Genomic DNA, 21,397 nt, shown 5'->3' on the forward strand with positions numbered 1-21,397 from the left:
GCGCTTCGGGTTGAATGGGTAGCGATAGCCCCGGTCGCAAGCCGACAGTATCTGATGAGGAGATACTGGCGGTATTTGAGAAAGCAGAGGACCCTGTGTTGATGTCAGATGAGGTTGCGGAATCACTTCCTATCGGCCGTAGAGCGGTATACAACCGGCTCCGTTCATTGGAAGAACAGGGATTTCTTCAGTCAAAGAAAACGGGAGCGAGGAGCACAGTCTGGTGGTACCCTGGCTACACTGTAACTGACAAGAACGAATGATACGTTCAACTGCTATCGATTCTCATCTGTCTCAACCCGTCCGTGGCGTCTATCGATCTCATCAAGCATATCGAGTGTCTTACGGATTGATGCCCGCACTGCGTCGCTTCGATTGACAAATTTTCTCTCATCACCGACGTGTTCGTCGAGGTCATCAAGCAGCTCTTGCGGAATTTCGACGCTGACCTTTGGCATACACAAATATTCATTTGGGAATATCTTCATGGTATCGCATATCACAACAGACAAGAATTGATGTGGGTACCAAGCAACCCCGATTTTGAGGAGCGAAACAAGTATAAACTGATACACCCTGAGAGCTAGCGATGAATCCGTATTTTCGGCCGCTTAGTGTAATCTTGATTCAGAAGCAATTCAAATAAAGAGCTGAACACGCATTTTTATCACCTTCAGACTCGGTAATTGGATGTATAATGCCTGAAAGTGAAACTGAGCATTTAGATTATTATCCGTCGGGATGGAGTGAAGAGATTCACGACGAATACTATATTGAGTGGAGGTTTGATGATGATGAATCAATTCTTGTCCGTCTTGACGGCACAATGGGCGATGGAGATTATAGTGTCACTCCGATCACAGGCGTGAATGCGGACGGTGAGGAATTCGTGACACGGCCATTATCTCGGCTCTCACGAATGGAAGCCTTCGACATCGCAGCGACACTCATCTACGCCATGAACGGGGTTTCGGGACGGCTCAGTGGCGACGATGAGTTTGCGGGTGACATTAACGACGAGTCTTAGTTCCAATAGGCCGAGGGACTATCTCTCAGGTCGTATAAAAAGAAATGTTACGAAAATTCTGGTCGCTCAGCGTACGCGATCGGATCGCGTGATCCGGCGTTCCGAAACGCTTCAAGCCTGAACGCACACGCGTCACACGTCCCGCACGCCGGCTCCTCGTCGCGGTAACACGACCACGTCATGTCGTACGGCACATCGAGCTCTAGTCCGCGTTCCGCGATCTCCGTTTTTGACCACTCAACGAACGGCGCTTTCAATTCAATCTCCGTCGCCGGCTTTGTCCCGACATCAATCACGTTCTGAAACGCATCGAAAAACGCCGGGCGACAATCAGGATACCCGGAGAAATCCTCCGAGTGCGCGCCGATGAACAGCGCCGACGAGTCAGTCGCCTCCGCGTACGACGTCGCCATCGACAACAGATTCGCGTTTCGGAAGGGGACGTACGATGTCGGAATCTCGTCACTCTCCAGATCTGCGTCAGCCACGTCCATCTCCTCGTCCGTCAGGCTCGACGCTCCGATTTGTGAGAGATGCCCCGTTTCGATATGTAAGAAGTCAGCCGCATCAACCTCCTCAGCAAGCGCTTTTGCGCACTCGTGCTCCTTGTCTTCGGTGCGCTGCCCGTACGACGTGTGTAGGAAGTACGGCTCGTACCCCTGCTCCATCGCTTCGTAGACAGCCGTCGCACTATCCATCCCGCCGGACACCAGAATCACCGCGCTCTCGTTACTCATGAATTGTCAGTCTCGTCGAATCGATTGCTATTCTATCCACGCCACCAGGGGCGACATCCGCGTCGCTCTCGTGGTTCCACTCTGCTCCGACCCGGGCGTTGGCTGTCGTACTCATGTTCCTGGGGCGTCGTTCCACAGGTCAACGTGGAGGCGCGGTGTGTACCGGTACCCGTACTCCATCGCAAGTTCGGCGACCTCGCTTCTCGTCCCATCGAGTTGCTCCCGCGTCATGCCTTCCGGCATCAACAAGACGTCATCATCCGCCACGGTCGTCGCCGTCGCCGCCCGCACCCGGTCAACCAGGTCCGTGATCTCCGGGAGATCCGACTCATCCGTCACGACGAACTTGAGTTGCGTCTCGTACGCATCCACCATGCGAGACAACGCGTCCATATCGATCCGGTTCTCCTCGTGTTTCTGTTCCCACTCGCCCTCCCCTTTCGGGTCACGATCCGGCGTCGGCGTGCTGCTCTCCAGTTTCGGGCTAATACTCGCCAGATCGATGGGGGCATCCCGGTAGATCGTCCCATTCGTCTCCACCGTGGTATGATACCCATCTGCGGCCAGTCGCTCTAAGAGTTCGACAGATTCCTCGTGGATGAGTGGCTCCCCGCCCGTGAGCACGACGTGGTCAGCCTGTTCGTGTGACTGTACTTCCTCGACGATCGAGTCGACGTCCCGCCACGCCCCGGTCGGCTCCCACGATGTATGGTACGAATCACAGAACCAACACCGCAGGTTACACCCAGACGTCCGTACAAACACCGAGGGCACGCCAGCAAGCGTGCCCTCACCCTGTAATGAGTAGAACACCTCGTTAATCGGGAGCCCCTCACCAGCCGCGTCAGCGTCCTCAGTGGGTTCCTCAATATCGCTAGCGACCGGCATCAGTACGACGCACAGAGCTCGCCGGTCTCGCTCACCGACACCGACACGTCCGACACGGTATCAGGGAACGCATCGAGCATCCGTTGTTCAAGCAGGACACTCATCACCTCCGCCGTCGGCGGGTGCTCCAACACGACAAGCGCGTCGCCGTCGCCAGAAGCTTCGAACGCGTCGATGAGCGGGTCGCCCGCCTCGACAAGGAACCGGTGGTCCCACGCGTCGATCACAGCCGTGACGTCGCCTTTGTCGACGACCCACCCCTCCTCAGTGAGCTCCCCGGTCACTTCCACAGTAATCTCGTAATTGTGCCCGTGTGGCCGCGAACACTTCCCCTCATGATGGAGGATTCGATGGCCCGAGCTAATCCGAATCGGCTTATCATCTCCAATCAGCAGCGTTCGCTGCCCTGCTTCTTGAAGCGCATCTGGTCCGGATTCGTCTCTTGATAAACTTCGAGCCATACTGGAAGAATATTCGGGGAATATATAAATATTGAGTTTCGTTACTCCACCGATGGAACAGCAGCACCACTCACACCCACGGACATCACACCGCCACCAGACCTCTCGTCGTCTACGTCTGGCCACCCAGCCCGAGCCGCAACCACGCCTCACACGCAGTGGTACAGTTACAGACGGTGGTGACAGCTGATGGAGACTGAAGATACTCGCGCGATCTTCACTGCCGTGTTCGCCGGCTCAATCGTCCTCGCAAACGTTCTCGCAGCAAAACTCACCTGGATCGAACTGCCCGGACTTGGTGGTGTCGCTGTCCCTGCTGGATTCGTTGCGTTCGGCGTCGCATACCTCGCTTCAGACCTGCTCGTCGAGTACCACGGGAAGGACTACGCTGCGACAGTGGTCAACGGAACCGTCGTCACACTCGTCATCGCGTACGCACTCGTCTTCCTCGCCATCTGGATGCCGTCTGCCCCGTTCTACGGCGGGCAGGAAGCGTTCGTGTCGACACTTGGCGGCTCCGCATCAATCATCCTCGCCTCCGTCGTCGCGCTTGCTTTCGCCCAACACCTCGACGTCAGACTCTTCGCCAACCTGAAAACCCGCACCGCCGGTCGTCATCGCTGGCTCCGAAACTGCGGATCCACCGCAATTAGTCAGGGTGTGGACACGGTCGTGTTCATCACCCTCGGCTTCGCCATCTTCCCCGCACTCGGCCTCGGCGGAGACCCAACGTGGGGCTGGGCGCTCGTATCGATCGTCGCCGGACAGTACATCGTGAAACTGCTTGTGGCGCTGATTGATACGCTCCCGTTCTACGCTGTCACAGAATTCGTGGAACGTCCGGCTTAGCTACACAGGTGTGAATTTTGGCGGATATTCGTTACTCAATATAATTTAATATGAGATTCAGTGTTCGAGATGTGTACTTGACGTGAGAGATCATGATGGGTGGAGAAATGAACTCGGGATTACAGTCTGTTTAAATAGCAGATTAGTATTATCGAGACAAGTTCACATCTACTTTCTTGTACTGAGAATCCTCTCTGGACGTTCCAGTCGGGAAAAGATATAAGTCGCAGCTGAGCTTATCGCAGCTCGTCATATGTTGTACAGGCGACAGTCATTATCAACACCACACGGGGAGTTAGAGACGCCTGTTCTCTTCCCAGTCCGTAACATCGGGAAGCGATCGAGTGATAATACCCCAGAGTACACGGATGAGATCCCTGACCTCTCGACTGCGATGGTTAACGCTCGGTCGATACGTCAGCGGGAACCACAGTGGAATAGAATTCAGGACGGCAAGACCCTACGGAGTGAGATGGGGGTACCCCAGTCAACCATCGTTTTCGCCGATAGTGGTGGATTTGATTTCCGTTCTGAGGAACTGGACACCACCCCAGAGAAATCACTCGAAACACAGCAGGCAATCGACGCAGATATTCTGGGCACAGTTGACGTTCCCCTCTCGCGCGAGAACAGGGAACGAGAGAACGACCGTCGGGTAGAAGAGAATATCCAGCGGGCGCTTACTGCGAGTGATTCGCATGACGGCAACGGCTTACTTTTCGCCAGCGTACACGGCTATGACCCAAAGACGATACGGAACGGGATTCGATATCTTGAGAAGAAAGGCGAATTCGACGGATACGCGCTCGGGAGTCTCGTTCCTATCAGAACCGACTACGAGAAAGTCACAAAGCTGATATTAGCTGCACGGCGGGCAACTAACAAGCACCTACACGCGTACGGATTGGGCGGCCTCGTGTACCAACCACTACTGCTCTACTGTGGAGTCGACAGTTTTGATTCAACCGCGTTCATCCGGAGTGCCGGTAACCGAAACTACCTGATCCCTGGATTTGGAGGTGAAGAGCTCCGACACATCGAGGATCTCGAATATCTCCCTTGTGCCTGTCCAGTCTGTAAAGACCGCACGCTCAACGACATCCGCAAGGATCGCGATGCTCTCGTGAAGCACAACTTATGGGCACTTACACTCGAACTTCGCCGCTTCCGGTACATGGTGGAAGCGGGCGAAGACGTTGAATCATACCTCGATCTTCGCTTCCGTGGCAACGAAGTAACCGCCCGCGCCTACAAACTGGCGAAACAGCAGGTGAGGAGGCTCGCATGAGTAACGAACGTCCAACAGTTCGCCCCGTTAATCTCGGTCGACTGGTCGAACTAACTCATTTGTGCCAGGACGGCGCACAATCAACGGATGACGTCGTTGATGTACTCGACGTGAGCAAACGGCGTGCGCGAGAGACGATACTCGAATCGACGCGCATCAGTCTCATTGAAAAAATACCTGATAAGGGAACCTACGCGGCAACGACCATCGGTGAGCGCTTCATTGACGCCGTTGAAACAAGCGATTGGGAAAAAGTCAACTCAGTTCTAAAGACGCACAGCCCACATTACGGGGCGTTTCTCAGCCTGTTCGAAGATGGCAGCACCATCGAACCAGATGCGGCGCTGGAACGACTCAAAAACCAAGCTGAGTTCACCCCGTACGAGTATAATGAGACCTCGCTAGACGTCATCGGGGGGTGGGCACAACGTCTCGGCGCAATTCAGAGAAACGTGTTTGATGGTACGTTCTACGCTGTCAAAGAAAGTGACGTGCCGCCGAATTTTCCGTACGTGCTGCTGTCCGTTGCTGACAGCTTAGAGGAAAGTGCTGGCGTGAATCTGAAGAAACGGTATCTCTCGATCCCTGAACTTCGTGAGAATACCTGTGAGCGCCTCAATTGTGACCGCGCTACGTTCGATGATGCGCTGCGGACGCTCGCAGAACAAAACATTGGTCGAATAGAACTGTCCGGAGCACCGATCGACACCGGCGCGAAAGACGCGCGATACGGACTCAAAACGATCGAACTGGCCGACAGTGACGGTGAACTCGTCACCACCGATCAGTCATCAGAACAGGTGATGCGTGGTGTTGAACAACTCGGCAAACAGTACTACTACCTCGCGGTGTACGACCGCGACCTACAATTCAACAACAATGACAACTGACAACTTCAAAATAACAGACGAACAGCGCGACTACTCGTCGCTCGGTCTGGACGAAAACCCGTTCCCCTACAGCCCAGTACCCTCAGATGATCCAGAGATTTACTGCGGGCAAGATCACGTAGCGAACGCGGTGAGTGACACCGTGTCATCGGTACTCAGCACCGGAAAATCCAAACACCTCGTGATAACCGGAAAGTATGGGAATGGCAAATCACACACCCTCAAATACGCCCGCTCGCTCGTCCGTGACCGCGAAGACGTGCTCGTGGGATATGTCGCTCAACCCGGCGAAGGATTTCTCGACGTCTATCACGAGTTTATGTACGACCTCGGCTTCGATCGTGTACAGGAACTTGCGTACGAATTCCTCGCTCACGTCGCCCGGAAGCAGACCGAGACAAATCCGATGGGAGCACCATCGATGAAATCGCTGATCGACGAGGGAGATATTCTGCTCTCAGAACTCGTCCCAAAGGCCATCCAACTTCTAAGCGATGTTACGAAATTTGCGGACTTCGCTCGTGCGATTGTACACATGGTCTATGAGGACACAAACCTCTACGCGTGGCAATGGCTCACCGCGGAGGGAATTCGGTACGAACAGCGTAAAGAGATGGAGATTCATAGCGCACTTGACGACGACACGATGGGTGTGCGTGCGTTTACGGCGCTGAAGCGCATGCTACTCGAACTCGGATACACCGGCGCGTTCGTCTTCGTGGACGAGTTCGAAAGCGTGGCACGGCTCTCTCCCAAAAACGAACAGGCGACGCTCAATAGTCTACGCCATTTGATGGATCAGAACAGTTCCGGACTCAGCATGATGTTCGGATGCGCTCCGGAGGTCTGGCAGGACATTATGAGCGAATATCACGCATTCTCCGAACGGATCGGGCGAGAGGTTTCCCTCCAACCGATGACAGAGGAGCACCTGAAAGAGCTCGTTGATTCGTATGTTGACCTTGCCGCTGGTGAGGAGATTTCAGTGTCCGATATCTTCGAAGAGGATAGCCTTCAGCTGATTTTACAGAGTTCACAGGGGAATGTACGACAGGCGCTTTCAATCTGTAGCTACACAGTCGATGATGCCGCCGAACGGGGGCAAGAAAATATAGATACAGAAATTATTCAGGAGGTCATCTCCTAAGATCACCTATTTCTGGGAGAATTCGCTTAATTTGTCTTTGAAATAATCGCCGATAGATACGTTTGAAGCCCTGTGGTAGATGAGAAATGAGTTGGGTGGGTTAGGCACGTGTTAAACGTGAAAGTGTAGCCAGATAGAAGGTATGAAAGCTGAATTTGGCTATGGTATATGGGGATCTAGATACTGTAATTCACGGTGAAAAATATTATATCCGGTGCCGGTGTTAGGCCGGTAATGTCAGTGCTAGCATGTGAATATGGGTTCCTTCCAGAAGCTACAGAAGCCGATGGGAATTTGTCCGAGAAACTTTCTCAACCTCATCTCAGATCTGACTACCGTATACATATATTAAATAGACTTAGGGGGCACCGGTCGTGTGATATACAACATTTTCCTAATATCTCAGATACACAACAAAATTTATGATATGGCCACACAAACTACGCGATCAGTTCCCACTTAGCGGGGCTGTATGGGAGGATCCCGACTCGTGACCCTACAGTACTCACGATTCTACCAACTGTATGCAGCAGTCCAGTTGGTCGCAAATGACGAAACGTACACCAGAGAGTCGCTCAGGGAAGCTCTGACAGCACGGAAAGATCTTGATGCGAACCTCCCAGACTCGGAAGAAGGCGCCAAAGACGTCATAGAAGAGTTGGAGAATGCTCTACTTATTCAAGAGATTGATGATCAAATCCAGCTAACATCGGAGACTGAACTTCCTCAGAATTCGAGGTTATTATTCTCCGGAAAGGCCGTAAGTGAGTCGATCCATACAGCCAACGACACCGAAGCCTATGACCGAATATTAACGAACCTAACCTATGCCCATCCGGAACTTCTTAACATCGCAAAAGAGGTATATCGAAATAAGCCGCTAGAAAAGTTTGAAATAAAGCGGGCAATAGCTGGATACGATCCGTTTGGAAACAAACTCAATGATTTTACTATTGATATTGGTGTAGAACTGTTATCAGATGCGGACGTGATACGGAAAAATAATCGCGGATACACTGATGGTCGGTGTCCGATTACCCTACTAGCACATCTCATTTATGAAGAATACGAAGCAGTTGCCTCCGGTGATGGGAATGGCATCTCCGAGCAAGAGCTCTTCGAACGCATCGAACTGATGTACGGTATAGAGAAGTCAACGTTCGAGAACCACCTGTCCCGACTCCAGCGTCACGGGTTTGTCACACCCGGAAGCTACGGCGAAATGACCCTCGACAAAGCCGCATTCAACGAAGCCCGCATCCATGAGTAAGTACGACAAGTTCGACCTCAAGACGAATCCCTTCGAGCGAACGATTGCGGACGAAGAAACCGCTCAAACGTACCGTATTGTCGGCCGCGACGATCAGGAAGCCCGACTTGAAGGGTTCGTCCAGGATGCCCTCCAGCATCCAGAAAACATGAGTCGGTCGCTGGTATTCGGAGACTACGGTACTGGGAAGAGCCACCATCTCATCCAGCTCCGCAACGATCTGAAGGATGGAGTTAAAATCGATGGTGTAACCCATCAGGCAATTGGGGTCTACGTCGGCAATCTTGGGTTGAGTATCAAGTCGCTTTACTTGGAAATCATCGAGGAGATACTCGATTTCGCTCCGGAGTTGAAGGATTTCGTAGAAGAACTGAAGCCTGTGGAACCAGAGTCGAGCGTCGAAAAGACGTTCGAGGTCGAGCAACTGATGAAGAACGTCGCTACGAACCTCAGAAAATTATCCCAAGAGGCGACCACGGAATATGACTACAACAGTATTTTTATTTTCATCGACGAAGCCGAGGACATAGTCAACGCTGAGGAATCAAAAGTAAAGGACTTCGTCAGGTCGTTCCTCCACGTCGTTAACGAGCTGAGTGCGGCTCGAATTCACATCCTCCTAGGATTCTCACAGAAGGCGAAAACTCGTATTACGGGATACGACGAAGAGGACAGCCAACCGCTCGGGAACGCACTCTTCCAACGTTTCGCACAACGACCGGCGATTCGACTCGGTAACCTTCGAGAAGGCGATGTGGAAGAAATGTTGATCGATCGTCTTGATCAGCACCGCTCTACCAACAAGGGGAAGCTCTATCCTATTGTCGAAGAAACGGTCGGAGTAATAACGTCTCTCACCAACGGACATCCTCGAGAAATTCTGTCAATATATGCGTCTGCTCTTCAATACGCTGCCGAGGCGGACCTGGACGCCGTCAACGGTGACGCCGTGTTCTATGCGATTCGTGGGTTCGACTCGCTGGTCAGAGATGAACAGATCCTTTCAACGACGTCCCTGAGCAATTTCGAGCAGGGGCTTCGGGACTTCGATACAGACGCAGCGAATGACCTCGAGAATCTCCGTGGTCGTCTTATTGGAGAAGATGTCCGTGTCCCGCAGGATGGGTTCACGACCGATCCGGAAGAGTTACTGCAACCAATTTCGATGAGTAGCGATACAGAGATCCGGATACTTGAACGGATCAACGAGGACGGTCGGTACTTCTATCAACTCCACGACGAGGCGAAGGACTTCCTCTTTGGCTCGACTGGTGGCGAAGGAACGCTCATCGCCGATCTTGACATCCGTGCGACGACTGCGCCGATCAAGTACCAATCAGCCATGTCCCGTGGGTTTGCACTTGCGCTACGTGAGGCCGACTACGCGACGACGTTTCCCGATCCGGTCGGAGTCGAATACGAGGACTATCAACTCGAATCATGGCTCGTTGAGTACCACGTTGGCGAGGGGTACCGGAGGCCAACAGTAGCGGTCGCGGTTTACAATGGACCGGAGATCCCGAAAGAAATCGCCGAGCTGTTCATCAAAGCTATTGAGCAGAAAGGGGCCTCATTCGGAATTCTACTCAAGCAGGGTCAGGGTAGATCAGCCGAACTAAACAAGTATCTAAGTGAGTCGGAGGGACTGAAGAGCGACTATTACAGGGAGCGGGTCCTCAAAATCGACCTGACGGAGAAGCAACGTGAGGAGTATGCGTACGGTAAACTTCTGGGTCTAGGCGATTCCGACGTGGAACTCGACGACGACGCGTTCGACATCGGCGGATTCGTGGAGTCACTCGGCGTGAACGGCCGAGTCGTTGATGCGATTCAAGAGGCGGTACTCCCATACCCGGGATCGATCGGGCGACGCGTCATTGAGGAGATGGAGCGCAACCAGCAGACAGATTTCACGATAACGGGCCTCCGCGAGCAACTCGATCTTCAACAGTACGACCTCCGTAGCGAGACGATGAGCGGGTATCTGGAGCAGGGCCTGGTCTCGAAGGACGGTCAGAACTGGACGTATCCGGATGTCGAAGACGATCGGCCACCATGGTACCGTGTCTATGCAATTCTGATGGACAAGGGCCCTCTCACGCGCGACGAACTCCAGTCCGAAGTCGAACAGCGCTTCGTTCTCGGTTGTAACGAGAGCGAAGAAGATGAGATGCTTCAGTGGTATCTCAACCGACTCCGCATCGCTGGTTACGTCGAACAGGAGAAGGGCTCTGCTGGAGAAGGGATGAGATACGATGTCGTGAGTGTCGCAGATCAAGTTGACGAGACGGTTTCGCAGGCGAGAGATCGACTCGAGGATGCGAGAGAGATCTACGAGGAAGCACAGGATCTGAACATCAGCGAACTGAACGAATATAACAACCAACTTGACGATGTCGAAACAACAATTACCGACGTCGATGGGTCACTCAATCCGGATTCTGGCGATCTCTCCCGATTAAGAGATGCTCTCGGTAGAGCCGAGACGATTCGTGATGAACTCCAAGGTAAAATCGACGCTCGTCAGGAGCAGTTGGAGGGCCAAGTAGAAAACCTCGCCATTCAGGCGGATGAACTCGAGGAGAGACTAGAGGAGATCAAGCAGGAGGAGGTCCACGTTGACGACTTCGATGGCTGGCACGAAGAACTCAACAAACTGCTGGAGGGTCTCCGAGAACTCGTCGGCGACGATGAGTACTCCCTATTAGCAGACCGTGTAGAAGAGGTCGGAGAACGCCTCGATAAAATTGACGAGGAACTAGAGGAGATAGCCGGGGCGAAACAGCAATGTGTCAAGGCGTATCAAGAGGCCAAGTCTCTGGAGGAGGACGCGGCCGATGCTATTTCAGACATCAGTTCGGATAACGATCAGCGAGAAGTACTCCAGCAGGAACTCGAAGACTTCGACGAGGTGTTGGAAACCTACGACGAGTATTACAGCGCGACACAGTACAAAGAGGCCCTGACGTACCTCAACGACCATCTACCAGAACTTGAGGACACTGTGGACCGTGCCCAGAGGATCTCCAGTCGACAGGACCGTTTGAACAACAACTTAGATAGTATTGAGTCCGATGTCAAGGAAGATAGCGACGACGATCTACTCGGTCAGTTCCGTGATGCCCGTGAGAACGTGGATCGCGGCCAGTTCGCTGAAGCCGAGCAACAACTCGGAGAAATCCAGGACAGACTAGAGGGACCAACTCCCGAGGAGCGGTTCAGAAACGCCGTCAAGGAACACGACGGGCAGTTATCGAAGGTCGTCGATACGACCGATTTCAGTTGGGATGAAGCGTTCAAATGGGCGTACCAGCTATACAGTAGCGGTGAATTCGACGATATACATCTGGTGAACACAAAATGAGTCGAACACAGACGGAGAGTCAGGGAGACCTCAGTACTCTTCAGGCCGTGTGGAACCAACTCCCACGAGAGTTCAAGACAGAGTTACAGCAGCGGTTGCTACGGACAATCGACGACCGCTGTAAGCGACAGATCAACTCCGGCAACTACGACGCGACCGTGGCGCTCGGGGAACTATACGAGGACTTCGTCGATACCATAGCCGGGGACGACCGGTTCTCTGACGCGGTCCCGCGTGAGGTCGGAGAGGACCACGCGAGCCACCTCATCTTCCAGCGTCTCGTTGATGAACTCGAAGAACGGAACACAATTTTGTACGTCTACGACCGCCAGCGTGTCCGAAGCCGTGTCGCGGAAGTTACGCGGTACTTCGCGTTGCTACGGCAGCGTTTTGGCGGTGAGGAGTACGAGTTCACTCCGAGCCTAACGAAGATGGTGAAGATGGACATTCAGTCCCGGGAGAAGCCGAAGTGGGGAGAGGACGGGAAGCGTATCAACTCCATCGTCCGCGACATCTACCAAGAGGTCAGAACCTCCGAACCGGCTGATGAGTTCCGAGAGGCATTTGATTCCACCGGCGACTGGCAGGATGCCATAGAATCGTCACTGACGCTGGTCAGAGAGCTCTGCCATGAACTGGGGATGAAAGGACTTGCCAAATACCAGGGCCGTGCCTTCGAGCGACTCTACCTCCAGAGCGTCACAGACGACAACGACGGAACAGCGCGCGTTGTCACTGCTAGTACTGGTGGTGGCAAGACAGAAGCATTCTTATTTCCCCTACTCACCTATGCCTTGACTGCGTCGCAGGCGAATTTGGACGGAGCACGAGCCCTGCTGGCATATCCACGTACCGACCTCTGTGACAACCAATTCGAGCGAGTGGTTCACTACCTCTACACCATCAACGAACTCATTGAAGACGACGAATCATCACCATTCAATCAGTCTCCGCTCACCGTGAACCTACAACACGGCAGCAGCAAAGAAATCGAGATAGACTGCCCGGAGTGTGGTGGCCGGATGTCGGCCGAAGAGGACTTCGAGTGCTCGGAAAATCCGGAGCACGTCATTGACTATGTATCCACCGGAAAAGGAACACAGGCTGACATTTTCATCACGACCCCAGACAGCCTCCATCGACGCCTCATGGATCCGGACGGACAGAAACAGTTCTGGAAGCGAGGCCACCCGCCGAAGTTCGTTGTCCTCGATGAAGTCCACGTCTACACCGACCAATACGGCATGCACGTTGCGAACCTGATGCGGCGGTTGAAGGCGACTATGAGGGCGGTCGCAGAGGAGCAGGATCCCGTTCTCGTGGCATCGAGTGCGACGATTTCGAACGCTGAAGACTTTACCAGGCGAATTTTCGACGCACCCGGTGCTGAGCAAATCAAACCGTATTCAAAGGAAGATATCGAGGAGATGGACGAGAGCCGTAGTGAGGATCTCGAACCGGAACTCGAAGAGATTGGCTGGGAGTACCTTGTCTTCGTTAAATCAACAGAGCCCAGAACCGTCCAGATTCCACAGGGTGACGACATTTATAAACCCCGCTCCGAGTGGGAGGAGTTCGACGAGACGAACGTGACCAACCTTTCGACGATGATCCAGGTTGCGTTCGCGTTCTACCACACCATCCTGAAAGAACGACCCGAGGGTGACGACGCGAAAGACAAAATTCTCGGCTTTGTCGATTCGATCGACTCGGTCAAACGCCTCGGCGATTACATCCACGACGCTGAGGGTGCCGACGAAAACGATGATGCCGGGCTATACTCACTCAGGAAGCCGGATGCCTTCCTCCCTGAAACAGAACAGACGAACCCCGATTGCCCGAAAGATCTGTTCAGAGGATCGGCAGACGACCACGAGACCGCAGTCTGTGAACCGCTCCCACCAAATCCAGAGCTGAATCCCTGTCCAGTGTATGAGGCCGGTGAGTGCTGGTGGACGCTACAGGACGACTTTCTCGAATCGATGGATGTCTATCTCCACAAGAGTGGTCGGACTGAGACTCCTGACGGAAGCCGTGCCAACGATGACGAGTGGGACATGATGGTCACAACCAGCGCGCTAGAGGTTGGTTTCGATCATCCGAGTATCATCGGGACATTCCAGTATCGGGCGCCAATGAACATACCCGGTTTCGTCCAGCGAAAAGGTCGCGGCGGACGAGACCCAGGTGATCAACCGATTTCGGTCGTCGTCCTCGGGACGTTCCCCGAGGATTCGTTCTACTTCCACCACGAAGAGCTATTAAGCAATCCAAGTGACGAATACTTGAAAATTTCACTCGACGAAGATAATGAGTTCGTTAGGACCCAGCACGTCGTCTCGGCGATTTTCGATTATATCAACGTTCGTCATCAGGGCGTCTCGGACGAGATCTACAAGCGATTAGAGATGCCAGAATTAATTCGCATCCTTGAGCAAGACCGTGACGAGATAGAGATGTGGCTGGAGGAGGCGTTCCAATCAGCGGACCCCGACTTCCTTGAGGGGGTCCTAGACGACCTGACTGATTATGTTGGGCTGACCGAGATGGCGCTAGCTCCACACGACCAGTTGGAGGAGGCTGGTGGGTTCGAGAAGTTCTGGGAAGCGCTTCGAATCGAATCCGGTACGAAGTCGAAGCAGGTCGAACGAGAAAAAGAAGAGTTGCAGAAGCTCCTGACGCAGTTCGAGATGCTTCAGGACATGAATGCGGCCGGAGGTACTGACGAATGAGTGGGGACGAGAAAGAACGCCAGCAGCGGAAACTGGGTAACAGAATCGAATCTATCGTCCGGTTCTACGACGACCTCGCAGAGCGAACCAGATACGGGCCTTTTCAGCCCTACTGCCACATTCCAGACCTATTCGAAGTGGATCCCGAAGCGGAACGCCCCCTCACAGTTCCTGGGACATTCATTTCCGAGCAGGTCGGCGGCAACATCCCCGTCACAGCAGATGAGGGAGGCCTGCTCGACTCGGAGCCCCTCGACCTAATGCTCTCATACTACCTCCCCGGTGGTTACAAACGACGATGGGACTTCGAGATGTGGACCGGAGACTTCGCCGCCTCGCAACGGGATGGCTACGTGGACGTCACGCCTGGCTTTGAGTTTCGCCACGACTACCCTCTCGAAGAGGTACTCTCTTTGACCGACTCAGAGGAGTATACACCATTCGGGTATGAAACCGACGAGGTCGGTCTCTATGTACCCGAAGAGATCTACGTGAAGCAGCCAGCGTCCCCACGCTACTTCTTCGACACCGTTCATAAGCACGTACTGAACTACAACCCCGACGATGTTCCAGATGAAGACGTTATCGACCTCGGGATGAGTGACCCGACCTCGAACTTTCTCTGGTTCAAACACCTCCACCGACTCGGCGGAGACATAGAAGGATTCGACATCGAGGGAGAGGGCGAACTGTTCAGTCGGATCGTATTCTCTGACGAGTCTGTCTTCCTGAAGTGTTACTACGCGACAGTCCTCACTTTGTATCGGCAGGATCAGCAGACATTCTCGGATGTCGTCCGGTATTTCAATGATCGCGACGGTCGCGTCGCCTTCGTGACGAGCGAGGAGAAGAGTCAGGTACTCCTCTTCGACATTCCACGTGAATGGGTTGAAAAGTCAGTCAGTGCGCAACTGGACTCGAACGAGTCACTGCGGCGTGACCTCAAGTTCGCCCAATTGTATCGGGAGCTCTGGGACGACTTCTTCTTCAACGACCGAGCGATACAGAACGTCTACGGCGTCGAGCCGGTCTTCCGAGCACTTCAAGCTGCTGACTACTGGATTCGGACCTCGGGTGAGAGTCCCAATTCCGTGTTCGAGGCGTCGATAGACGAAATTTGCGGAGTTCTCGACAAGGTGATTCCTGAGTCAGGTCCGACCAGACTTCGGTTGATGGGGTACGACGGTGACCAGCGCGAGGATCTGAAGGATCTTTTCCGGAACAACTCGGAAGAACTAGACGAGATTCTGGAGAACTGTGCGTCGATAGAGGACCAGCGAACGTTCACCGAGCAGGTTCTCGTTCACTCCCTACAGAACGCCGTCGCAGGATGGGCCGTGGCGGCAGGACTTGGGGGAAGCGACTTCGAAACCTGGTACGATGCGAATTATCAAAACAAGGACATAGATGTCGTACAGGTAGCGCTCTACGACTCGATTCAGGGCGGTGCCGGGACGAGTAGAGAAGTCTTCAAACGGCTCAAGGATGGATCACTCGATATCTCCGGCCCGCTCTCTGACCAGTGTTCCTGCCACATTTCGCTCGCAGAGGATCTCGTGCTCTCGTTGCTCGCCGAGCGCGACGCATCCGTTCTCTACGACATCTACAAGCAGGGTGGCGGTGAAAGCGGTGAGATTCAGCGGGATCTCTTCGACCTCGCTGTCGCTACCGCGTCAGATATCGACAAAGCCAATCTCGTTGACAAAGAGGAGGTCATCACGGTGTTCAATCGTCGGGTCGCATCGCTGTACGAAACAAAAGAACTCGCACGCTTCTACGGCGCAGTCGCCCAGACGTACCAGCGCATAGCGTCCGAATTAAATCGGACCCCGACTGCGATGGACGTCGTTCTCGGTCTCGAAGAAGAGACCTTTGTCGATTCCCGAGTGCGAAACACCTACGAACGGTTTGCCAACCGTGGCTCCCAGCGCAGAGACCTAAGCGAACTCGCCGACCGAGTTGAGGAGATCACAAAGCAGTGTATCAGAGCGTGTCCGGACTGTCTCGAACGGCAGGACTCCATGTACGCGTATCGCTACCAGAACCAGATGCTCGACAAACGCCTCCTACAGGCGTCGCTTTCCGAAGTGATTGAATCATGATTATCTCGCTACACAACGTCGTTCACGATGCGGAAAAGTACGCAGTAACGGACCTTTCCAAGGGAGAGCAAGCGTTCAAAAATAAGGAACTCACCGTCCGGTGTGAAGTCACCGGAGTCCCATCGACCGGAACTAGAGGAGGTGAGAAGACTCTCTACCCAGTCGACGACCTGATGACCCAGGTCGAAGACGAAGTACTGCTATCGTTCTGGTACGAAGACCCCGACTGGGGCCAGCTTGAGGAAACCGACGAAGCAGTTCAGACTCTTGTCGACACGGCACCGCTCCAGCGTGGGGAGGAGTTGCTCGTGCGGGCGATTCCTGTCCATCGGGGAGGGAAGTGGTATCTTAACGTGACTTCGCTTTTCGTCCGCAACCCAGATATGACCATCGGGAAGAGCGAGATGCGGTCGGCCAACGAATGTCCTCGAATCTACGACCTACGATACCGGAAAAACGTTTTCAACCCGAACCGGTATGACATCTCGAAAGGGGCGGTCAAAGGCGACCTGGCTCACCGGGCACTGGAACGCGCGATAGACGACACCGAGTTCGCCGCAAAGTTCGAGTCGGGATGGACGGACGACGATGTCGAGAAACTCATGGAGACTGTCGTAAATGAGAGTTTCTCAATGGAGATGACGCTGTGCCGCCTCGCTTGGGTGAGCCCCAACGACATCAAAGAGTTCGCTGAGAACTCGGTTCGCAATCTTCTCCAGGACGCCAGCTTCACAGAACTTGTTCGGGGAACCGAAACCCTAGAAACCGAGCGAACGATCGCCGATTCGTACGGCCTGAACGGCCGTGTCGATCTGATGATCGACGGTAGTCCGCTCGACCTCAAAACGAATTTCTTCCTTGAAGACGGGATGAAACAGCGGCACAGGTTCCAACTTCGCCTGTACCTGTTCGGGATCCTGCTGGAGAAACTTGACCAGGGAACGAGTCTTGACGAGGCGTTGGACAGGCTCCCACCGGGTGTGATTATCTATCCCAACCTGCGGGATGAGCCGGAGCCGGTGTACGAACGGGTAGAGCTGGGACACCGTCACGTCGAGGACATAATGCAACTCCGGAACCAAGCGGCGACCCTCCGGGATTCCTTCGCCGTGCCGACGACCTATAACAGGGACTGTTCTGGTTGCCACTTCAAAGACGAGGACACGATCGGTAGCGGTGCGAGCGCGAACCAGACACTGCCGTCGGCCTGTAAGTTTCACTGCCAGTCCGAGCGCCGGTGGGCCTGCCACGAGACAAACGACGATGGCGAAGTGGAGACCGAGTGCCCCTTGTATCACGAGTGCGACCAGCGTCTGGAGTACCGCAATCCAAGCGTCACGGACCATTACAACCAACTTAGGTCGGCTCTTCAGAAAGAGGAACGAGCCAGAAAGGATGCCGGCAAGACGATGGCCCGGATGACCGATGAGGTTCTAGAGAGCGCAGGAATGCAGATCTCTGAGCTCTCCTTCGAGGAAGAACTCTCTTCGCGGCGGATGCTCTATTCCGGAGAGTCGGTTCGCCTATTCGAACCAGGGTCCCCAGTGCGGATCGTTCCAGAAGACGAAGCTACACACGCCGTGGCGACTTACTGTGGTACACAGGAAGGAGGGCATGTCTTCGAATTCGACGGGTCACCCCCGATTGATTTCAAGCGGCTCAAAGTCACGTACCGAGCCACGAGAGCAGTTGAATCGACATCACTCCCTCGTCGATTGCTTTCGGAACTCGATTACGCCCAACGGACCGGAATCGATCCACGCCTCCGAGAGTCAGGAGAGATATCCCCAAGTCCGGAGAAAATTAGTCCCGACGCAGTCGGAGAAATTTCAGAATACCTGGACAACCGACAGGTCTTTGTCGATCTCCCGACGCGAGTCAACCGCTCTGAGAAACTCACCCAACTCGTCCATGAGGTTACGCAGGCCCCTGTTCAATCGCTTGATGGAGATTCAGTGCCTAATGATGACCGTCGAGTGCTTGTGCTCGGCGCTCGACTTTCCGAACTAGAATCCGTAGCCGACCATCTCGTCGACGGAGATGATATAATCCGTGTCGACGGATTCGGTGAAACGGAGAAAGCATACAGCCCAGGCAGCAACTCACACAGACTCTACGAAGCCATTAACAAATCCGACGCCATCATTTCTTCTGCTCAGTACGCCCTACAGGAAGGAGTCTTCCATTCGATGACATCGGGTGACGAATCAGCCCGACCTCATTCGAGCCGCTTCTTCGATACAATCGTAATACTTGGTGCTGAGACCCTAACAGAACCCGAGTACGTTTTCCTCCGCGATCTCGGCGACCGAACTGTTGCTGTCGGAGACATCAACCGAGAGAGTCCAGAGATGGTTAGCGAAGAGGCTCGAGAGAAGGGACTCAGTGAATCATACTATATCAACGCGTACAAGCGCTTCAGCACAGTTTCGAGTGAATCTAATGAGTCAATTTCTATTGAGGGTGAGGCTTCAACGCCAGTCGCCGAGTTCTTCGAACCGCTAGACATCGAGCTTGATGGGATCGGCGGCTCCGCGTCGTTCCACCACGTTTCGGGAGAAGAGCAACGAGCAGAGGAGTACATGACGATCGAGCGGCGGATTCATGGGGTAGGCGAGACCGATGGGCCACGAGATATCCTCCTCAAAGCACTCGATCGAGGTGACGCTCTTTATGTCGCGTCGCAACTTGATGATCTGAACGCACTCGACGCAACCGACCTCAGAGTGGGACAGACATACACGTTCGGTGAGGCTCAATTCCGAGTCGAAAACAATGACGTCGCCCCCGACCGCGATATGGGCCACGTGGTCACTGTTGACATCAACCTCTCACAGACGCCATACTTCACCCGGCGACTCATCTCGAACCCGCCGGAAGCGCAGGAAGTTGCTGAACTCACAGTCGAACAGGAACCTTCGCTTGTAGTCACACCTTTCGAAGCACAAGCAGTATCCATCAGCACGGAACTTGAGAAGCGAGGGATTGACATCCCAGTAGTCACCCCCGACGCCCTTGAAGGGGATATCGTAGAAGATGTAATCGTGAGTCTCACAGTGGCCAACGATGAAGAAATCGTCCGGCCACCGGTGAACAACATCGGGACACTGTACACCTTGCTAACGGCCGGTGAGTCCGTCACCGTCGTTGGGGACAAAAAAACGCTCAAGCGGAATACACTAACAAAACACCTCACTGATCTATAACCAGACCGCATTTCTGAGGACTCTCTATTAGACGAGAAAGTCGATGACACCCACCGTGAGGCGCGTCAGCCTCTCTTATTACCTGGACTCCGCTTGAGATTCCAAAACTGTGTATTCAGTACACCCAAATATGTCTTTTAAATGAACGTCCTTCAGAATAACTTACACTAATTTGACTCTTTCTAGGTTACACGCAACTACTGAAGAAGCGAATATCTATTAATCAACTTTCCTCTTCCCGTGGGTTCTAGGATGCTCTCAGTTATTGGATACGTCTTCGGTCAGAATCCCTGCACTCCGAAAGGCTGCCATCAACGACCCGAATTTCTCCACATAGGCTCTGTGAGAGAACCGTGTTCTGTCGTTGATTTCGGTCTCATTGGGAAGTCTACCCAACTCCTGAGTCAGCGCAACTAGGTCGATGAGAAGTTCTCGTTCGTTCCAGTCGAACTCCTCGTCGTCGGTATTAGAAGTCGGTCGTAATTCGGAGGATCCTGTTGAGTCTTCGGATACTGATTCGTTGTCCGCCTGAGTTGGGACGTCATTTTGATTATTGTGTTCTGGTTCCATCCACTCCAGTACTACATCGAGCTGATGCTCAACCGCATCCTGAACAGAGAGATCCTCGTTACGAGCGTATTCTAAGAGATCAAAAAGGATCAGCGAGAGGCTCTGGTAGAAACCCATCCCTCCTCCTTCAGCATGCTCGCCCGCAAATGTATCCACTTGCTCATGAGGCGTAGTATCATCAATACCTTTCCGTCGAGCATAGGCGTTTTCTGCTTCACCAAGACGGCGCCGAACGCTCTCATACTTCTCAGCGTTTGAAACAAGAGGGAGAGGTCCGAGAGCTGTCTCTACGTACCGGCGGTCGAATTCGGTGATGAAGTCGAACGTGTCGTCCGGGTCGAGATCCCAGTAGTTCGAAATGACCCACGCGTAGTCCTCATCAATATCCGTGACTTTACCCGCGGGAATCCGCTCGGTGGCGTCAAGTCGCTCGGCGAGTAGATCGTTCCAGCGCAAAAGCGAGCAACTCAGCGTCGGATCCATCACTCGAGCAAAGTATGGAATTGATTCGAGCGAGTAGACAAGAGCGGGTCCATTAGTGGCTTTGGCTCGGAGGACCGCGCTGTACTCGTCAAGTAATTTCTCGAACCGTCGGTGGCGGTGTTTGTTGATGACGTTCCGAACAAACTTGTCACGTACACCGATTTCGTCGGCGAGTTCAGAGATAGTATATCGACTGTTCTGGAGTCGGTCGAAGATAGCAGTAGTGAGCGTTTTATCGAGGATTCTAATCGGTGCTCCGTACTCAGGGATTTCACGCACAGGATTCTGGTCGAGGATCACCCTCCTCTCGTCGACCAGTTTCTGTTGTTCTTCCTGCGAGAGTGCGTAGAACTCCTCGCTCGATACCATCTATTTGGTAGCTA

The 21,397-nt window shown here is 53.6% G+C and carries 16 protein-coding genes; 11 read left to right on the top strand and 5 right to left on the bottom strand.

Going from position 1 to position 21,397, the window contains the following annotated elements:
- Positions 1-14: 14 nt before the first annotated feature.
- Positions 15-263, top strand: coding sequence for a winged-helix domain-containing protein (locus EXE45_RS10315; protein WP_137694270.1), 249 nt, complete (start codon positions 15-17; stop codon positions 261-263).
- A gap of 12 nt (positions 264-275) precedes the next feature.
- Here the strand turns inward: EXE45_RS10315 and EXE45_RS10320 are convergent, their stop codons facing one another.
- Entirely contained in the window at positions 276-458 is a 183-nt protein-coding gene (locus EXE45_RS10320; RefSeq protein WP_137694271.1) for a ribbon-helix-helix domain-containing protein, read from the bottom strand.
- A 239-nt stretch (positions 459-697) separates the two neighbouring features.
- On the opposite strand from EXE45_RS10320, the gene EXE45_RS10325 reads away from it, so the two are divergent.
- A complete protein-coding gene (locus EXE45_RS10325) occupies positions 698-1,027 on the top strand; it encodes a hypothetical protein (RefSeq protein ID WP_137694272.1) in 330 nt (109 codons plus the stop codon).
- A 47-nt stretch (positions 1,028-1,074) separates the two neighbouring features.
- Here EXE45_RS10325 and queC read toward each other — a convergent pair whose 3' ends face one another.
- From queC to EXE45_RS10340, 3 genes are all read right to left on the bottom strand, one after another.
- Positions 1,075-1,764, bottom strand: coding sequence for a 7-cyano-7-deazaguanine synthase QueC (queC, locus tag EXE45_RS10330; RefSeq protein WP_137694273.1), 690 nt, complete (start codon positions 1,762-1,764; stop codon positions 1,075-1,077).
- A gap of 111 nt (positions 1,765-1,875) precedes the next feature.
- Positions 1,876-2,652, bottom strand: coding sequence for a 7-carboxy-7-deazaguanine synthase QueE (locus EXE45_RS10335; protein WP_137694274.1), 777 nt, complete (start codon positions 2,650-2,652; stop codon positions 1,876-1,878).
- On the bottom strand, positions 2,652-3,113 hold the full coding sequence (locus EXE45_RS10340) for a 6-pyruvoyl tetrahydropterin synthase family protein (RefSeq protein WP_137694275.1): 462 nt from the start codon (positions 3,111-3,113) through the stop codon (positions 2,652-2,654). Before EXE45_RS10340 ends, EXE45_RS10335 begins: the two co-directional genes overlap by 1 nt.
- A gap of 189 nt (positions 3,114-3,302) precedes the next feature.
- On the opposite strand from EXE45_RS10340, the gene EXE45_RS10345 reads away from it, so the two are divergent.
- The 9 genes from EXE45_RS10345 to EXE45_RS10385 all read left to right on the top strand — a co-directional run bounded on the left by EXE45_RS10345 (position 3,303) and on the right by EXE45_RS10385 (position 19,961).
- Positions 3,303-3,962, top strand: a complete 660-nt coding sequence (locus EXE45_RS10345; protein ID WP_137694276.1) for a queuosine precursor transporter — start codon at positions 3,303-3,305, stop codon at positions 3,960-3,962.
- A gap of 253 nt (positions 3,963-4,215) precedes the next feature.
- On the top strand, positions 4,216-5,250 hold the full coding sequence (locus tag EXE45_RS10350) for a tRNA-guanine transglycosylase (protein WP_137694277.1): 1,035 nt from the start codon (positions 4,216-4,218) through the stop codon (positions 5,248-5,250).
- A complete protein-coding gene (locus EXE45_RS10355; protein WP_241989462.1) occupies positions 5,247-6,140 on the top strand; it encodes a hypothetical protein in 894 nt (297 codons plus the stop codon). Before EXE45_RS10350 ends, EXE45_RS10355 begins: the two co-directional genes overlap by 4 nt.
- On the top strand, positions 6,130-7,287 hold the full coding sequence (locus EXE45_RS10360) for a BREX system ATP-binding domain-containing protein (RefSeq protein WP_137694278.1): 1,158 nt from the start codon (positions 6,130-6,132) through the stop codon (positions 7,285-7,287). Before EXE45_RS10355 ends, EXE45_RS10360 begins: the two co-directional genes overlap by 11 nt.
- Before the next feature lie 490 nt (positions 7,288-7,777).
- Positions 7,778-8,557, top strand: a complete 780-nt coding sequence (locus tag EXE45_RS10365) for a hypothetical protein (protein WP_137694279.1) — start codon at positions 7,778-7,780, stop codon at positions 8,555-8,557.
- Positions 8,550-11,921, top strand: coding sequence for a hypothetical protein (locus tag EXE45_RS10370; RefSeq protein ID WP_137694280.1), 3,372 nt, complete (start codon positions 8,550-8,552; stop codon positions 11,919-11,921). The genes EXE45_RS10365 and EXE45_RS10370 overlap by 8 nt, the downstream gene beginning before the upstream one ends.
- Entirely contained in the window at positions 11,918-14,653 is a 2,736-nt protein-coding gene (locus EXE45_RS10375) for a DEAD/DEAH box helicase (protein WP_137694281.1), read from the top strand. The genes EXE45_RS10370 and EXE45_RS10375 overlap by 4 nt, the downstream gene beginning before the upstream one ends.
- Positions 14,650-16,755 carry a hypothetical protein gene (locus tag EXE45_RS10380; protein WP_137694282.1) on the top strand — a complete coding sequence of 702 codons (2,106 nt, stop codon included), beginning with the start codon at positions 14,650-14,652 and terminating at the stop codon, positions 16,753-16,755. The genes EXE45_RS10375 and EXE45_RS10380 overlap by 4 nt, the downstream gene beginning before the upstream one ends.
- Entirely contained in the window at positions 16,752-19,961 is a 3,210-nt protein-coding gene (locus EXE45_RS10385; RefSeq protein ID WP_137694283.1) for a PD-(D/E)XK nuclease family protein, read from the top strand. The genes EXE45_RS10380 and EXE45_RS10385 overlap by 4 nt, the downstream gene beginning before the upstream one ends.
- Before the next feature lie 258 nt (positions 19,962-20,219).
- Here EXE45_RS10385 and EXE45_RS10390 read toward each other — a convergent pair whose 3' ends face one another.
- Positions 20,220-21,383, bottom strand: coding sequence for a homing endonuclease associated repeat-containing protein (locus EXE45_RS10390; RefSeq protein WP_137694284.1), 1,164 nt, complete (start codon positions 21,381-21,383; stop codon positions 20,220-20,222).
- Positions 21,384-21,397 lie beyond the last annotated feature (14 nt).

It is taken from the genome of Halorubrum sp. SP9 (assembly GCF_005435015.1).
GTDB lineage: Archaea > Halobacteriota > Halobacteria > Halobacteriales > Haloferacaceae > Halorubrum > Halorubrum sodomense.

Excerpts from the sequence above, each read along its gene's own strand:
- EXE45_RS10375 (WP_137694281.1), top strand. The coding sequence starts at position 11,918 with ATGAGTCGAACACAGACGGAGAGTCAGGGAGACCTCAGTACTCTTCAG.
- EXE45_RS10320 (WP_137694271.1), bottom strand. The coding sequence starts at position 458 with ATGCCAAAGGTCAGCGTCGAAATTCCGCAAGAGCTGCTTGATGACCTC.
- queC (WP_137694273.1), bottom strand. The coding sequence starts at position 1,764 with ATGAGTAACGAGAGCGCGGTGATTCTGGTGTCCGGCGGGATGGATAGT.
- EXE45_RS10385 (WP_137694283.1), top strand. The coding sequence starts at position 16,752 with ATGATTATCTCGCTACACAACGTCGTTCACGATGCGGAAAAGTACGCA.
- EXE45_RS10370 (WP_137694280.1), top strand. The coding sequence starts at position 8,550 with ATGAGTAAGTACGACAAGTTCGACCTCAAGACGAATCCCTTCGAGCGA.
- EXE45_RS10345 (WP_137694276.1), top strand. The coding sequence starts at position 3,303 with ATGGAGACTGAAGATACTCGCGCGATCTTCACTGCCGTGTTCGCCGGC.
- EXE45_RS10360 (WP_137694278.1), top strand. The coding sequence starts at position 6,130 with ATGACAACTGACAACTTCAAAATAACAGACGAACAGCGCGACTACTCG.
- EXE45_RS10325 (WP_137694272.1), top strand. The coding sequence starts at position 698 with ATGCCTGAAAGTGAAACTGAGCATTTAGATTATTATCCGTCGGGATGG.
- EXE45_RS10390 (WP_137694284.1), bottom strand. The coding sequence starts at position 21,383 with ATGGTATCGAGCGAGGAGTTCTACGCACTCTCGCAGGAAGAACAACAG.
- EXE45_RS10380 (WP_137694282.1), top strand. The coding sequence starts at position 14,650 with ATGAGTGGGGACGAGAAAGAACGCCAGCAGCGGAAACTGGGTAACAGA.
- EXE45_RS10335 (WP_137694274.1), bottom strand. The coding sequence starts at position 2,652 with ATGCCGGTCGCTAGCGATATTGAGGAACCCACTGAGGACGCTGACGCG.
- EXE45_RS10350 (WP_137694277.1), top strand. The coding sequence starts at position 4,216 with ATGTTGTACAGGCGACAGTCATTATCAACACCACACGGGGAGTTAGAG.
- EXE45_RS10315 (WP_137694270.1), top strand. The coding sequence starts at position 15 with ATGGGTAGCGATAGCCCCGGTCGCAAGCCGACAGTATCTGATGAGGAG.
- EXE45_RS10355 (WP_241989462.1), top strand. The coding sequence starts at position 5,247 with ATGAGTAACGAACGTCCAACAGTTCGCCCCGTTAATCTCGGTCGACTG.
- EXE45_RS10340 (WP_137694275.1), bottom strand. The coding sequence starts at position 3,113 with ATGGCTCGAAGTTTATCAAGAGACGAATCCGGACCAGATGCGCTTCAA.